Annotated in this window: 12 protein-coding genes; 2 read left to right on the top strand and 10 right to left on the bottom strand. The window is 41.1% G+C overall.

Going from position 1 to position 14,899, the window contains the following annotated elements:
- Positions 1-27 precede the first annotated feature (27 nt).
- Positions 28-1,044 (top strand): DNA polymerase III subunit delta, encoded by a 1,017-nt coding sequence (gene holA / locus AM608_RS05825; protein WP_053581069.1) that lies wholly within the window; start codon positions 28-30, stop codon positions 1,042-1,044.
- 121 nt (positions 1,045-1,165) lie between these two features.
- On the opposite strand, the gene AM608_RS05820 is transcribed toward holA, so the two are convergent.
- The 7 genes from AM608_RS05820 to AM608_RS05785 all read right to left on the bottom strand — a co-directional run bounded on the left by AM608_RS05820 (position 1,166) and on the right by AM608_RS05785 (position 8,296).
- On the bottom strand, positions 1,166-2,176 hold the full coding sequence (locus AM608_RS05820; RefSeq protein ID WP_053581068.1) for a 3-oxoacyl-ACP synthase III family protein: 1,011 nt from the start codon (positions 2,174-2,176) through the stop codon (positions 1,166-1,168).
- A 19-nt stretch (positions 2,177-2,195) separates the two neighbouring features.
- A complete protein-coding gene (locus tag AM608_RS05815; protein ID WP_053581067.1) occupies positions 2,196-3,158 on the bottom strand; it encodes a type I phosphomannose isomerase catalytic subunit in 963 nt (320 codons plus the stop codon).
- An 80-nt stretch (positions 3,159-3,238) separates the two neighbouring features.
- Positions 3,239-4,063, bottom strand: a complete 825-nt coding sequence (locus AM608_RS05810) for an alpha/beta hydrolase (protein ID WP_053581066.1) — start codon at positions 4,061-4,063, stop codon at positions 3,239-3,241.
- Positions 4,064-4,113: 50 nt separating this feature from the next.
- Positions 4,114-4,836 carry a nitroreductase family protein gene (locus AM608_RS05805; RefSeq protein ID WP_053581065.1) on the bottom strand — a complete coding sequence of 241 codons (723 nt, stop codon included), beginning with the start codon at positions 4,834-4,836 and terminating at the stop codon, positions 4,114-4,116.
- Between the two features lie 448 nt (positions 4,837-5,284).
- Positions 5,285-6,406: a molecular chaperone DnaJ gene (gene dnaJ / locus AM608_RS05800; protein ID WP_053581064.1), complete on the bottom strand. Its 1,122-nt coding sequence runs from the start codon at positions 6,404-6,406 to the stop codon at positions 5,285-5,287.
- 10 nt (positions 6,407-6,416) lie between these two features.
- Entirely contained in the window at positions 6,417-6,977 is a 561-nt protein-coding gene (locus AM608_RS05795) for a nucleotide exchange factor GrpE (RefSeq protein WP_009416985.1), read from the bottom strand.
- 587 nt (positions 6,978-7,564) lie between these two features.
- Positions 7,565-8,296 carry an RNA methyltransferase gene (locus tag AM608_RS05785; protein WP_053581062.1) on the bottom strand — a complete coding sequence of 244 codons (732 nt, stop codon included), beginning with the start codon at positions 8,294-8,296 and terminating at the stop codon, positions 7,565-7,567.
- Between the two features lie 226 nt (positions 8,297-8,522).
- On the opposite strand from AM608_RS05785, the gene AM608_RS05780 reads away from it, so the two are divergent.
- Complete coding sequence (locus AM608_RS05780; RefSeq protein WP_053581061.1) at positions 8,523-11,099, top strand: BamA/TamA family outer membrane protein; 2,577 nt, start codon at positions 8,523-8,525, stop codon at positions 11,097-11,099.
- A gap of 225 nt (positions 11,100-11,324) precedes the next feature.
- On the opposite strand, the gene AM608_RS05775 is transcribed toward AM608_RS05780, so the two are convergent.
- Genes AM608_RS05775 through AM608_RS05765 form a run of 3 tightly spaced genes read right to left on the bottom strand, consistent with a single transcriptional unit; the run spans position 11,325 to position 14,846 of the window.
- Complete coding sequence (locus AM608_RS05775; RefSeq protein WP_053581060.1) at positions 11,325-12,992, bottom strand: formate--tetrahydrofolate ligase; 1,668 nt, start codon at positions 12,990-12,992, stop codon at positions 11,325-11,327.
- A 46-nt stretch (positions 12,993-13,038) separates the two neighbouring features.
- Complete coding sequence (locus AM608_RS05770) at positions 13,039-13,650, bottom strand: hypothetical protein (RefSeq protein WP_053581841.1); 612 nt, start codon at positions 13,648-13,650, stop codon at positions 13,039-13,041.
- 41 nt (positions 13,651-13,691) lie between these two features.
- Positions 13,692-14,846 (bottom strand): lactonase family protein, encoded by a 1,155-nt coding sequence (locus AM608_RS05765; RefSeq protein WP_053581059.1) that lies wholly within the window; start codon positions 14,844-14,846, stop codon positions 13,692-13,694.
- Positions 14,847-14,899 lie beyond the last annotated feature (53 nt).

Below are 14,899 nucleotides of genomic sequence, written 5' to 3'. Positions count from 1 at the left end.
GTAGAATATTTTTTGTATTTTTGCACTATGAATGAAGTAAAAACTATTGTAGCTAACATAAAAAAAGGAATTATAGCCCCTATCTACTTCCTGATGGGGGAGGAACCTTATTTCATAGATATCGTTTCTGATTACATTGAAGACCACGTATTACAAGAAGACCAAAAGGGATTTGACCAGATAGTGCTCTATGGTCAAGATGTGAGTGTGCCGACTATTATCGACTATGCACGTCGGTTCCCGATGATGAGCGACCACCAAGTGATTATCGTAAAAGAGGCGCAAAACCTTAAAAGCACTATCGACCAACTCGTGCCTTATGTAGAGAACCCTACGCCTACGACCGTACTGGTGTTCTGTTACAAATACGAGAAGTTAGACGCTCGCAAGAAATTGTTGAGAACCTTGCAAAAGAATAAGGATTGCGTGCTCTTGGAAAGCAAAAAACTCTACGAGAATCAGATAGCTACGTGGTTACCTGATGTGTTGAAGAAGAAACATCTCAGCATTCAGCCTAAAGCAATACAGATGTTAGTAGATTTCTTGGGTACCGACCTGAGTAGGATACAAAACGAGGTAAACAAATTGGCGCTCATCGTCCCCGAAAATACAGAAGTAACGCCTGATATTATAGAGAAGAATATAGGGATTAGCAAGGAGTTTAATAATTATGAACTCAAGAATGCTATTGCAGTTCACGATATGTACAAGATAACGCGTATTTTGAAACACTTCGCCGATAATCCTAAAGATAACCCTTTGGTGATGACACTCACGGTGCTTTACGGTTATTTTCAACAGCTCTTAGGCTTTCACGGTCTTACCGACCAAAGTGATAAGAATGTAATGGCGACCCTAAAAGTACCTATCTTTGGTATCAAAGACCTTCGTTCAGGCGCTCAACATTACCCAATGAAGCGCGTAAGCGCTATCATAGCTACCTTACGTGAAATAGACCTAAAAAGCAAAGGATTAGGTGCTACTAATAACCTCACAGAAGCTGACCTCCGCAAAGAACTTATTATAATGCTTAGTGCTCAATGATAAATCGTTACTGTGGCGTACACCAGTAATTTGTACATATAAAAAAGGCTGTCGAACAAACTTATCTGTTCAACAGCCTTTTTATTCTATGTCACACTGTGACTGCCTGCCACGCTATAGCCTACCAACGGATGATAGCACTTGCCCAAGTAAAGCCACTACCAAAGGCAGCAAGTACTACGAGGTCTCCGTCCTTGATTTTGCCTTGTTGAACTGCTTCGGTAAGGGCGATAGGTATAGAAGCTGCGGTAGTGTTACCGTACTTCATTATATTGTTGAATATTTGTTCATCAGTGAGTTTGAATTGGTGTTGTACAAACTGTGAGATACGCAAATTAGCTTGGTGAGGAATCAACATATTAATATCTTTGTGAGAAAGACCATTGCTTTTCAATCCCTCTTCTATCACTTCCGCAAAGCGAACCACAGCATTTTTAAATACAAACTGACCGTTCATATTAGGGTAATAACTCACATCGTTAGGGTCGTTTTCTGCCAATAATTCGGTTACCCATTTGGTACCTACCCCTGGGGTAATCATTGCTAATTGTTCGGCGTATTCACCTTGGCTATGCAAGTGAGTGGAGAGAATACCGCGTTCGGAATCATCAGAGCGGGAAACAATAGCAGCACCTGCACCATCGCCAAAGAGCACTGCCATATTGCGACCGCGAGTGGTCATATCCAGCGCGGGCGATTGGGTTTCAGCTCCTATCACAAGGATATTTTTGTACATACCCGTTTTGATATACTGGTCGGCTACTGAAAGAGCATAGATAAAGCCCGAACATTGGTTGCGGATATCGAGAGCTCCCACAGTAGGCAACCCCAATTCTTTTTGTACCAATACCCCACAACCAGGGAAATAGAAGTCGGGACTGAGGGTTGCAAACACAATAAAGTCTATTTCTTCTTTATTGATTTTAGCGGCTTCAATAGCTTTCAAACTTGCTTTTACACCCATTGAGGTAGTAGTGTCACTACCTCTTAGTGCGTGATGACGCTGCTGAATACCGGTGCGCTCTTGAATCCATTCATCGCTGGTATCCATTAGTTTGGATAGGTCGTCGTTAGTAACTACGTTTTCAGGGACGTAAAATCCTAATCCCTTAATTCTTGAACGATATAACATATTTTTAGTTTTTAGTTGTCTAAATATATACTTCCAATAAATCCATTCCTTTGGTTTTTACCTCTAATTGGTGGCAAGAAGCAGGGAAAAGCACTGTTTCACCTTGCTTGATAGGCAATTCGGTAGTGCCATCACCGATGGTTCCTTCGCCTTTTACGCACATATAGATATGGAAAGAATCGTCTTGTGAAAGTTGTTTTTCATAATCGGCGGTAAGCGGTAGCAAATTGGTAATAAAATAAGGACAATTCACCACTTTGTTTACCGTGTTAGAGTCTTTGGTATAAGCCACTTTAAAGTCGTCTTTCTTCTCGTAGTCGATAGCATCAAGAGCGAGTTCAGTGTGGAGTTCGCGCAGGTTACCATTTTTATCGCGACGGTTGAAATCGTACACGCGGTAGGTGATGTCGCTGGTTTGTTGTATTTCGGCAATGATAATTCCCTTACCTATGGCGTGTACTTTGCCCGTATTGATGAAGAAAGTATCGCCATCTTTCACTTTTTCGTAATTGAGAATATTTGTGAGTGTACCGCTATTGAGGTGCTGCTCATACTCCTCTTTGGTTACTGTTTTGTTGAAGCCTACAATCAGTTCAGCTCCTGCATCGGCGTGAAGCACATACCACATTTCGGTTTTACCAAAAGAGTTGTGGCGTTCTTTTGCCAATTTATCATTAGGGTGTACTTGTATAGAGAGGTCTTCGCGTGCATCTATAAACTTAATAAGGATAGGGAAATCGTGACCAAAACGCTCGTGCACGTGTTTGCCTAATAGTTCATTAGAGTACAAATCAATGAGTTCCTGCAGACTTTTACCTTCAAGAGCCCCATTGGCTACTACCGAGATATCACCAGGTACGCCTGATACTTCCCAGCTTTCGCCTGTAATATCGCTTTCAATAGGTTTGTTGAATAATGTTTTTAGTTTAGTACCTCCCCAAAGGCGTTCTTTGAGGATAGGTTTAAATTTTATTGGATACATTTTTATTAAGGTTGTTAGTTAAAGTGCAAAGATACGAATATTTTTTTAATTAGCCAATCAGTTGTTAGCACATTTACTAATCATTTTAAGTTTTTCAGCATAAATTGTGTCATCATCTCTGCTGCTTGCGCTTCTTTCGAGGTAAACAAATGGTCTCCCTTTTCAATGAGACTTACTTTACAATGTTTATAGAAATAAGGCAGATTTTCACTGTAAGTATAAGAGAGCATCCTATCGCCTGTACCGTGAATTACCAATACATTGCCTTTATATGCTCTCGCTTTCTGAATGAGTTTGCACCGTTGTGCTGAGAGGATATAGTCCTTCCCTACAGTTACTTTCCCTCCAAAAAAGGAAAGCTCCTCAGGTACATTCAATGGGTCGAAAGTGGCATCGAACAGTACCCCTTGTGATAGTATGTCGTGAATTGTAGAAGCAGGTGCTAATAAGCCTAATGCTTTAACGTTTTTCTTTCCTAATTCTGCACTCAAAAGCATCGCTATAGCCCCTCCTTGCGAGTGTCCTATCAAACCTATTTTTCCTACGAAAGGGAGTCTTTTAGTAAATGCCATTATGCGCCGTGCATCTTCTAACTCATTATCTAACGACATTTTCTTAAAATCTCCTTCACTTTCGCCGTGTGCGTTAAAGTCAAAGCGTACTGAGGCAATACCGTGTGCCGCTAAGCTATCTGCCAAAGTAGCATATAGCTTTTTGTCTTTATTGCTAGTCAGTCCGTGGAAGATAATCACAGTAGGGATTTTCTGTGACTTTTTCACAGTATCAGGAGTGGTTACCACTCCGCGAAGTGTTCCTACAGCTCCCTGAATAGTTACAGGCTCTGTTTTGGCATTTACCAAGTTAATAGCAACTAAAAAAGTAAAAATTATGTTCCTAAGTTTCATATATTTGAATTATTAAACAGTTATTATATCTAATCATTATTCATTAACCATTAATCATTATGTCTGTACACTTCCTCAAACGGCAATCTAAACCTTTCGCCCCAGATACCGCGCTGTTCACGAAGTCCACAAGTAATCACCATATTCACTTCTGCTCCGCAAGGCAAGTGTAACAACTTCTTAATGCGCCTGCTATCGTAACCCTCTAACGGACACGTATCGTAACCCTCCTCTGCCATTGCCAGCATAAAGGTCTGCGCTACGAGTCCACAGCTTTTGTGTACACTTACGCGAATATCGCCTTCCGAGAGCTGTTGCATCATAGGACGAAACCAACTGGTAACCACCCCAAACGCTTTGCGGAAGAGTCCTAGCAACCCGAAAAATCTACTATACACAAAAGGCATCAGTTTACTGTAATATGCCTCTTTATCTTTAATACGCTTGGCTTGCCTTTCGGGCGGACTGTTCCGCTGTACATTGCCACGCTCAAACTCCAAGATAGCACGAGCGTGAGCGCGGTGTTTGTCTTGACGAGTAACGAAAACCACCATTTGTTGTGCCGTGGTAGCCGTACGCTGTTCGAGGCAGGCGTGTGCTAATTTCTCTAACAAAGCCTTATCGGTGATGTGGTAGAGCTCGTACAACTGCATATTAGAGCTGGTAGGTGCCAGTGTGGCGAGTTTAAGACATTCGCGCACCTTCTCCTCACTTATGGGTGTAGGCGCATAATAACGCACTGCTCTCCTAAAGTTCAATATATCTTTTAACATAGTTCGTTAGTTTTTAGTCATCGTAAAGGCGAAAGGCAATTCGCTCACATATAATTAGTTCGCCAAAGACAAACCCTTCTGAATCGTTCACCTTGCCCGATTTGACTCTATTACTAAAATACAAAAGTACAACTTTTCCTCAATATAAACAATAGTAATATTTCTTCCATATTATTTCACATACATACTATCTATTACTGTCTTTGCCTTTTCTCTTTTACCTCCTTTTCCCAACTCCTCCGATTTTCTCCGAAAGTACACGACTAAACACCTCCCCATTTTACAAAGCACAGCCTTATTTTTCTAACTTAGGCTCGCACCCCATTTTCTAATTCTCTCATCTTCTAATTTGCTAATTAATCTGTCTCTGCGGTTTCCACCTTTTACCTAACAAAAAAGAGACCACCTTCTTGGCAGTCTCTCTTTGTTTATTAAGTAAAATAATAACCTATGAAAACATTTCTTTTACTTTCTCAAAAAACGATTTCTCGTTCTTGTCGGGTTTAGGAGCGAAGTTCTCGTCTTCTTGCATTTCCTTAAAGAAGGCTTTTTGCTTTTCAGTGAGCTTTTTAGGCGTCCATACATTCACGTGAATGATAAGGTCACCGGCACCCCGTCCTTGCAAGTTAGGTACACCTTTACCACGCAAGCGCAATATCTTCCCTGACTGTATTCCCTCGTCTAGTTTAATGCGCACCTTTCCTGTAACCGTTTCAATCTCTTTAGAAGCACCTAAAACCGCTTCAGGAAAACTAATATAAAGGTCGTAATGCAAGTTGTCGCCTTCGCGTTTTAAGGTTTCGTGTTCTTGTTCTTCAATGAGCACAAGCAAATCACCCGCTACACCATTTTTCGTAGGCGCTTCATTACCCTTGTTGTTTATCTTTAACTGAATACCATCTATCACTCCTGCAGGAATTGTGATAGGGATAGTCTCTTCTATGGTTTTTAATCCTTGCGAATCGCTGTCAGCACCACGTTTGTCAATCACTTCGCCCGAGCCTCCACAAGCAGTACAAGTAGTAGCCGTTTGCATTACGCCTAGCATCGTATTCATTTGGCGTACTACCTGTCCGCGTCCGTGACAAGTAGGACAAGTTTTATAAGTAGTATCTTCAGCTTTTACCTTACGGCGTACTTTTACTTTCTTCTCAGTGCCTTTTACGATATCTTCAAGCGTAACTTTCACCCGTATACGCAAGTTTTCTCCTTTTACGTACACTTGTTGCTGACCGCTTCCTCCTCCGAAACCACTAAAACCACTAAAGCCCGAGAAATGCCCACCAAAAATATCTCCAAACTGACTGAATATATCGTCCATCGAGAAGCCTCCGCCTCCCATACCTCCTTCAAAGGCAGCGTGACCAAAGCGGTCGTACTGGGCGCGTTTGTTATCATCGCTGAGCACTTCATAGGCTTCGGCAGCCAATTTAAAGTTCTCTTCAGCTTGTTTATCACCAGGGTTCTTGTCTGGGTGATATTTCAAGGCTTGCTTCCGATATGCTTTTTTTATTTCAGCAGCGGTAGCCGTTCTCTGTACTTCTAATATTTCGTAGTAATCTTTCTTCATTCCTTCCTCCTTATTGTGCTACTACTACTTTGGGGAAACGTATTACTTTATCGCCTAATTTGTAGCCTGTTTGCACAACATCTACAATTTTGCCTTTGTCTTCAGGAGTAGGGGCAGGAATTTGGGTAACTGCATCGTGATGTTCACTGTCAAAAGTATCGTTAGGGGCAACTTCTATTTTCTCTAATCCTTTTGATTTGAGAGTGTTTATTAGTTTATTATAGATGAGTTCCACCCCTTTAAGAGTATGTTCATCAGCCGATTTAGCCAATTCTACCAAAGCACGGTCAAAATCGTCTATTATAGGTAACAAGGCTGACAAAATGTCTTGTCCAGCAGTTTTAAAGAGTTCTGCACGTTCCTTCGCAGTGCGCTTCTTATAGTTTTCGAACTCAGCAAACAAACGCAAAAACTTGTCCTTCTCTTTCGCAAGAAGGTCTTCTGAAGTTTCTTTAACGGGCTCTTCGGGCTCTTCAACAGAAGTAGGTTCTTCAACTTCTTCCGAAGGAGTGTTATCAGTTGCCTCTTGTTCAAGTTCTAAGTCATCGTTTTTAATATCTTCGGTAATCATAATGATTCATTTTTAGTTTATTTCGTTAGTAGGTAGCAAATAATTTGCCAAAGGCTAAAAAGGTGACAATTTGACAGAAGCCCCCCAATGAGCCTCTCCTCATTCCCCCTTTGAAGGTAGCCAGCGATAGCTGGGTATGTGCCCCGCGACAGCTGGGTATGTGCAAAGGGGAATGTTACCTCCCTAGTGCCTATGGCCTAAGGCTTATTGCCTATTCCTTTTCTTTCGCCTCGAAACCTCTTTTTTAACATTTTTAGCGTTGTTGTATCACAATATGAATCAACTACTTATACACCCTTCCTATACCAATCGTCCAAGATTCGTATAAGCTTCCTATAAGCTCTCTATAAGCTAACCTCACCCATCTTACACCCCTTTTTCACCAAAACTTCTCTTAACCTTCTTTTGAATCTCTCCGTTATCTTCCGAATCCTCCAACCCCTTCTAACACATCGCTTTTTCATCTCAAACTTTGGCAAAGTTTTAAACTTTGCCAAAGTTGAATAAACTAACAATCCCTCTGCTAGTTCAAGCTTGTAACTCGCGCCCAATTTGCCAATTTCCTCATTCTCCCATTTTCTCATTTTCTAATTTGCTAATTTTCTTACCTGGCTCACCACTATCGCTCCCGCCATTGCCACATTTAAACTTTCCGTCTGTTGCAGTTTGCCAAAACGCGGAATGGTGATAATGCCATCAGCCAAGGCGCGTACTTCGGGGCTAATACCGTTAGCTTCGTTGCCTAAGATTAGCACACAATCTTCGGGAAATTCGGTAGTGTAGAGGTTCTCACCGTCCAAATCCATTGCGTATAAAGGTAGCGCACAAGTTGCCAAGAAGCCTGCTAAATCCACGTAATGCACGGCAACCCTTGTGAGAGAACCCATAGAGGCTTGTACTACTTTCGGGTTGTAGCAATCCACCGTTTGGCTATTGCAGATAAGCGTTTCGATACCGAACCAATCGCAGAGGCGGATAAGCGTACCCAAATTACCAGGGTCTTGCACGTTGTCTAAGGCGAGGATTACACCCTCTTGCAAGATGCCCTTATGTTGGCGTTGGTGGAAAATCGCCAAGCCCTCATCGGGATTTTTAAGGCTACTCACCTTCCGCAGTTCCTCTTTGCTCACTAAGGTAATAGGCTGACCGTTCAGCGCTGTGCCAAACACTTCGGTAGCGATAAGTAACTCTAAACGGTAACCCGCTTGCAGAAATTCCACAATGCTCTTTTTTCCCTCTACTATAAAGAGATTCAGCTCATTGCGGTATTTCTTCTGTTGTAATTTCTGAATTAATTTTACTTGATTTTTGCTAAGCATAAAATAATTGTGTATTTTTGCCAAAAAATGATAAGGCTTGCACCTTAGAAATTAAATAAATCTATTCAAATCAAACAAATAAATGGTTGCTTTTTGTTTGATTTGTTGTGGTTTGCTCGATTTCTCTCCCTTTAGGGAGATTCTTTTAATTTGTTCAATTTCTCTCCTAAAAAAGAGATTTGTTTCTTTGAAAATTCTTATTATTGAGCCCTAAAAACAAAAACTTGTGAGAAAATCTCTTTCCCAACTAAGCGTTATCAGTCTGTTATTCGTGTTAGCCATTGCTCTCTTTTCGTGCGATGCTACCAAGCGTGTCCCTAACGACCGCCATTTGCTCCGTGAAAACCTCGTATATGTGAATGGCACTAAGACCGACGATGCAAAGATAAACAATTTTGTATTACAAAAGCCCAATTCGTATGTTTTAGGAATGCCTATCAGTCTATATATCTACAATTTAGGAAACCCTAATGCCGAAAAGGATTTTGTCCAATGGCTCGATACACACCCTCGTTGGCATAGGTTTTTAGATGGTTTTCTCTCTAAAAAACAAGTAGGTCGCTTACAGAAGTCGTTTTTCGTTTCAGGCATCGATCACCAGTTGCAGAAGATAGGCGAAGCCCCATCGGTTTTAGATACAGCACGCGTACACAAATCCACCAAGCAGTTGGGAGCTTATTTCAGAAGTATAGGCTATTTCAATAACAAAGTAACTGATAGCATCTTTATTCTCCCTAATGAAGAAAAACAACAAGCCAAAGTGGGCTATTATATCACTACCGGCGAGCGCTATTATATCGATAGCTTAAAGACCCATATCACTTCCCCTGAAATAGATTCAGTTTACCAACAAAACAAGGCAAAAACGTTCCTAAAATCAGGAGCTCCTTACCAGCTTACCGATTTTAGCAATGAACGTTCACGCCTATACGAGCTCTTTCGCAACAACGGTTTTTATACCTTTCAGCAAAGCTCTATCAACTTCCAAATCGAGCGCGATACGGTTAAAACTCAAAAAGACAACAAACTGCAAGTAACTACTGATATAGGCGACCTTATAGAACGCGATGGCGATGTAATTACCGCCAAGAAGTATAAGATGCACTACATCAATAAAGTACGTCTGTATACCGATTACGACAACAAGGTAGATAAGAGCTCTTTAGATTCTTTGGAGTACCGCAATATGATTATTTATTACAAGGACAAGTTGCGTTATCGTCCACGGGTGTTGTATCACGCTACAAGCCTCAAAAAAGGACAAATCTACTCCGATTTAGAGCGCGGAAATACTTACCGACAGTTCAACAACCTGCGCGTCTTCCGCTACCCAAATATGGACTTCAAATACGCTACCAATGACACCTTGCAAAACAAACTCGATGCGAATATCTACCTTTCGTCCTTAGATAAGTTTTCATTGCGACTTACCAATGAGGTAAAGCGTTCTGAGATTGAGGCGATAGGTTTTGGGGTAGGAACTTCGTTTGCAGCACGCAATGTCTTTCGTGGAGCAGAAACCTTAGAACTGAACTTGCAAGGTACTTTTGCCTCACAACCTACGCTTAAAGATACACGCTTTTTCAATACCTCAGAAGTCAGTGGTGATATACGTTTCATCTTTCCTTCTATCGTTTTCCCGCTGAATACGCGCAAGCTCATCCCCTATTATATGACCCCACAAACTATCTTGCAAACGGGTATGAGCTACCAAACAAATATAGGGCTCGACAAACGTACCACTTCGGGTTTGTTGCGCTATGTATGGAATCCGCGTAAGCAAAAGAACAAAGTCATTTTCGATCTGATAAACGTACAATACGTAAACAATATCAACCCAGGTAATTTCTTCAATATTTACCAAAGTACTTATGAAAGGCTGAACGATATTGCTAAAAAATACAGTTTAGGTAGCCGATATGTAGACGACAAAGGCAATCTTACCCCTACTGAGGGGACTTTTAACTTTATAAATGATGTATTCGAAAGGAATTTGGTAGTTCAAGGTGAAGATATTTTGCCTATATATGCTATTTCTGAACGCTATCGTCGTATTACAAATAATGACTTTATTGTATCAAGTAGTTTTACTTATATCATCAATAGCAAATCACAGTTTTTTGAACGCAACTTCTCACAATTGCGTTTCAAGATAGAAGGAGCGGGGAGTTTGCTCAATGCTTTGACAGCTACTTATAAAGTGGTCAATACCGAAGGTAGTACTAAGAATAAGATTTTTGGGGTAGAATACGCTCAATATGCCAAAGCTGAGGTCGATTTTATCAAGCACTTCCCCATAGCCAAACAGAGTTCATTAGCATTCCGTTCCTTCTTAGGGATAGCTATCCCTTATGGTAACTCCGATAATATTCCGTTTTCACAAAGCTACTTTGCCGGAGGTACTACCGATAACCGTGGTTTTAAAGCCTATCGTTTAGGACCTGGTTCAAGTGGTTCAATTTTAGATTACAACGAAGCCAATATGAAGATTACGCTCAATCTCGAATATCGTTTCCCTATCTTAGGAGCACTCAAAGGCGCCCTCTTCACCGATGTGGGAAATATCTGGAACGTAGCCGATAATACTCGTTTTGATGAATATAAGTTTAAAGACCTTTCTTCATTAAAAGATGTGGGGTTAAGTACCGGATTTGGCTTGCGTTACGACTTCAACTTCTTTGTAATTCGCCTCGATATGGGTATACCTACATATGACCCTGCCGAAGAAATGAGCAACCGCTGGATAAAGAAATTCAGAATCAAAGAAACCGTGTTCAACTTCGGTATCAATTATCCGTTTTAAGTGTAGTATGAGTACAAGCTGAGTAAAGAAGTGTCCAAAAAGTCTAAAAATCGTCACATACCCAGCTACAAGTATTCGCTGGCTTTGCATCGCAAACTTTGCCAAAGTTTTAAATTTTGGCAAAGTTGAAAACTAACTTAATCAATCATATTTTCGTTACATTCGTAGGGGTGTTTTGCAAAGACTCTTCAAAGCAAAACTTTCCGAACAAGCTCTTTTTACCTTTTAAGAGAGTCCTGTGATAACTCCTTCGTCATCTATATCCATACCTTCGGCGGCAGGCACACTGGGGAGTCCCGGCATACGCACAGTATCGCCCAAGATTGGGATTACAAAGCCCGCCCCTGAGGCAAACTCAAACTCTCGCACGGTTACCTCAAAATCGGTAGGACGGGCGAGTTTCTTCTCGTCATCACTGAGCGATTTAGGCGTCTTCACTATACAAATAGGCATTTTATCAAAGCCTAATGTTTTGATTTGCTTCAACTGACTTACGGCTTTACTGTTGTAATTCACTTTGCTCGCTCCGTAAATCTTAGTAGCTACTGCCGTTATTTTTTCTTCTATACTCGCTTCATTGCTGTATAGCGGACTAAAATGACTCTCACCACTTTGGGCTATAGCGACCACCGCGTGGGCGAGCTCTTCAGTACCTTTACCTCCTTCACTAAACCCTTTGCTCACAATAGCTTCTATCCCTTTTTGAGCACATACTTCTTTTACATAGGCTATCTCTTCTTCACTATCGTTAGGGAAATAGTTAATCGCTACCACTGCTTTGAGACCAAAAAGTTGCACATTCTCGATGTGTTTTTCCAAATTGGCAATACCGAGTTTCACTTTTTGCAAGGAAGGAGTGTTGTATTCTTCTTTTTTAGCCCCTCCGTGATGACGCAAGGCGCGAATAGTTGCTACAATCACCACTGCATCGGGAGCTAATCCTGCTGAAGTACATTTGATATTGAGGAATTTCTCAGCCCCAAGGTCAGCGCCAAAACCTGCTTCGGTAATCACGTAGTCACTTAACGATAGTCCCATTTTGGTAGCCAATACAGTGTTCGTACCTTGGGCAATGCTAGCAAACGGGCCTCCGTGCAAGATAGCAGGATTGTTTTCGAGCGTTTGCACGAGGTTAGGCTTGATGGCTTCTTTGAGCAAAAGCGCCATAGCCCCTACCACCTTCAAGTCGCGCGCAAATACAGGGGTACCGTCAAATTTCTTGCCTACATAGATATTGCCAATACGTTTTTTCAGGTCAGAAAAACTTTCGGCAAGACATAGTATTGCCATAATCTCAGAAGCAGGGGTGATGTTAAAACCGTCTTCGCGAGGTACTCCGTGAGTAGCACCGCCTAAACCTACCACTATATGGCGTAGCGCACGGTCGTTCATATCCATTACGCGCTTCCAAACTACGGTGCGTGGGTCGATGCCAATAGAGTGTGTTTTACTTTGGATATTATTATCAATGACAGCCGCCAATAGGTTGTTAGCCTTCTCAATAGCCGAAAAGTCGCCTGTAAAATGCAAGTTAATGTCCTCCATAGGTACTACTTGTGAGTATCCTCCACCAGCTGCCCCTCCTTTGATACCAAAAACAGGCCCTAACGACGGTTCACGCAATACGGCAATCGCTTTTTTGCCTATTTTGTTAAGTCCTTCCGTCAGACCAATACTCACCGTTGTTTTTCCCTCGCCAGCAGGGGTAGGAGTAATAGCCGTAACGAGCACCAACTTACTGTTTTTCATCTTCTCAGCGTCGATGAGGTGCAACGGTAGTTTAGCCTTGTATTTCCCGTAAGGGTCGAGGTCGTCCTCACTGATGTTTAATTTTTTAGCTACCTTTCTGATAGGGAGCATCTGTGCCTTTTGGGCGATTTCTAAGTCGGTCATAAACAATGAACAATTGAGAATAATTAATAATTTTGTGGAATAGAACTTATTTTATTGGCAATTCTTTGGTAAATTGCAAAAGATGTTGTACTTTTGTACCCGGAGATGAGTTAAAGTCATAGACTCGCTGGGCTAATAACCCAGAAGCGTTATCGGGCGTGTTGAGTAAGGATTTTAACTCATCTTCTATTATTTTTTCTTCTGACTTAACACTATTATACATACTTTTTAGCCGTAATTTATTATTTTTACTACCAAATACTTCGATAATTACAACTGTATTATCTTCATTCTTTTTCAAAAACAAATAAGTTTCAGCTTGATGTTTTTCTATATACCCTAATGAAATAAGTTTATCAGGTTTATCCAAAACATCTACCATAAGAGCAATATCTGTATCTGTAAGAGGCTTCCCTTGTTGTGGTGCCTTTTCATTTTCACCATAATGTCTATCAAAAATATGTTTTAGTTCTGAAGGGTTAACAGATACATAAGCTATGTTATACCTAAACTGAATATCTGATATTGATTGTAACACCACCATAGCATCTGGTGTAAGTTCTGCAATAAGGTAGTCTTTAGAAATTATCTTGTTTTGTTTTACACTGTCAAATAAATACATTATAAAGTCTTTGACTTTATCTTTTAAAGATTTCATTTTTTTGGTTTGTTTAATTTTGTGTGACAAAAGTACTGATTTTAGTTCAATTTTGCAAACGCCACACAAGTAGGTTTATCTACACTGATATTAAGCGACGTATCGGTGAGCTTACCAGTTGCTTCGTCACGCCGAAACACTTGTATTTTATTATCATCTCGGCAAGCTACTAAAAGATATTTACCATTGGGGGTAATCGCAAAATTGCGGGGGTGAATACCTGTGAGTTGGTATCCTACTTTCGTGAGAGTACCCTTCTCAGGGTCGATAGCAAAGATAGCAATGCCGTCTTTCTTTAATCTGTGTGAGGTATATAAAAAATGCCCATCTGGACTGATATGTATATCGGCACTGTCTCGTCCGCCACCTTCATCAGCCATTAAGCGTTGCACTTCTTTCAGTTTGCCCTTGTGATAGCCGAGCACAACACACTCTCCGCCCAATTCGCCTATCAAATAAGCAAAACGTCCATCTTTACTAAACGTAAGATGACGAGGTCCTTGTCCGTCGCTCATCTCATAAGCTACTCGCTGAGCGGTGAGTAACTCAGCGTTTTTACGTGCTTTTTTGTTGTAACGAAAGCGATACACGCGGTCGTTGCCCAAATCAGTTGCTAATATATACTTTTTATCAGGGGTGGGAATAATGCAGTGGATATGTGCCACGCGCTTGGGTGTCTTTCCTACAAAAGCAATATGCTGTGTCTCTGCTTTTAATTTACCTTCTGCATCTAGCGGGAAAACACTGATGTCGCCCCCTGTATAATTAGCCGTAATTACATAGTTCCCGTCAGTAACAATATGACAAGGGTCAGCACCCGCCTGTTTCGGCTCTTCCTTAGAATCCTCCTTAGGGACGGTAGATTGAAAAACGGGATAACTCAAATGCGCTTTATCTTGACTCAAATCAAACGAATAAGCTCCTTGTCGCCCGTCGTTATATTCGCTTACTGCGTACAGATGTTTTCCATCGGGGGATAACGTCAAGAAAGAAGGATTGGCTGCGGTGGCACTGCTCAGCAGTTCGAAAGTTCCATTCTCCTGATTAAAACGGTAGGTATAAATACCTTTAGAATTGCCTCCTTCGGTATAAGTGCCTACAAACATCGTCAAGTTATTAGGTTTTTCGCCTTGTGCAAATATATGAAACGCAAACATCGATAATACCAAAGAAAGAACAGTTTGTAATTTCAGCATAACTTTTTAACAATTAAAATTGAACAATTTTGCCCCAAAGATATGAATTAATT

Source organism: Capnocytophaga sp. oral taxon 323 (genome assembly GCF_001278825.1).
Taxonomy (GTDB): Bacteria; Bacteroidota; Bacteroidia; order Flavobacteriales; family Flavobacteriaceae; genus Capnocytophaga; species Capnocytophaga ochracea.
Note: the sequence above shows the minus strand (reverse complement) of the source record. Positions and strands in the feature narration are given on the sequence as shown.

Coding starts and splice junctions, on each gene's coding strand:
- AM608_RS05815 (WP_053581067.1), bottom strand. CDS start 3,158: ATGTATCCAATAAAATTTAAACCTATCCTCAAAGAACGCCTTTGGGGA.
- holA (WP_053581069.1), top strand. CDS start 28: ATGAATGAAGTAAAAACTATTGTAGCTAACATAAAAAAAGGAATTATA.
- AM608_RS05820 (WP_053581068.1), bottom strand. CDS start 2,176: ATGTTATATCGTTCAAGAATTAAGGGATTAGGATTTTACGTCCCTGAA.
- AM608_RS05785 (WP_053581062.1), bottom strand. CDS start 8,296: ATGCTTAGCAAAAATCAAGTAAAATTAATTCAGAAATTACAACAGAAG.
- AM608_RS05805 (WP_053581065.1), bottom strand. CDS start 4,836: ATGTTAAAAGATATATTGAACTTTAGGAGAGCAGTGCGTTATTATGCG.
- AM608_RS05770 (WP_053581841.1), bottom strand. CDS start 13,650: ATGAAATCTTTAAAAGATAAAGTCAAAGACTTTATAATGTATTTATTT.
- AM608_RS05775 (WP_053581060.1), bottom strand. CDS start 12,992: ATGACCGACTTAGAAATCGCCCAAAAGGCACAGATGCTCCCTATCAGA.
- AM608_RS05810 (WP_053581066.1), bottom strand. CDS start 4,063: ATGAAACTTAGGAACATAATTTTTACTTTTTTAGTTGCTATTAACTTG.
- AM608_RS05765 (WP_053581059.1), bottom strand. CDS start 14,846: ATGCTGAAATTACAAACTGTTCTTTCTTTGGTATTATCGATGTTTGCG.
- dnaJ (WP_053581064.1), bottom strand. CDS start 6,406: ATGAAGAAAGATTACTACGAAATATTAGAAGTACAGAGAACGGCTACC.
- AM608_RS05795 (WP_009416985.1), bottom strand. CDS start 6,977: ATGATTACCGAAGATATTAAAAACGATGACTTAGAACTTGAACAAGAG.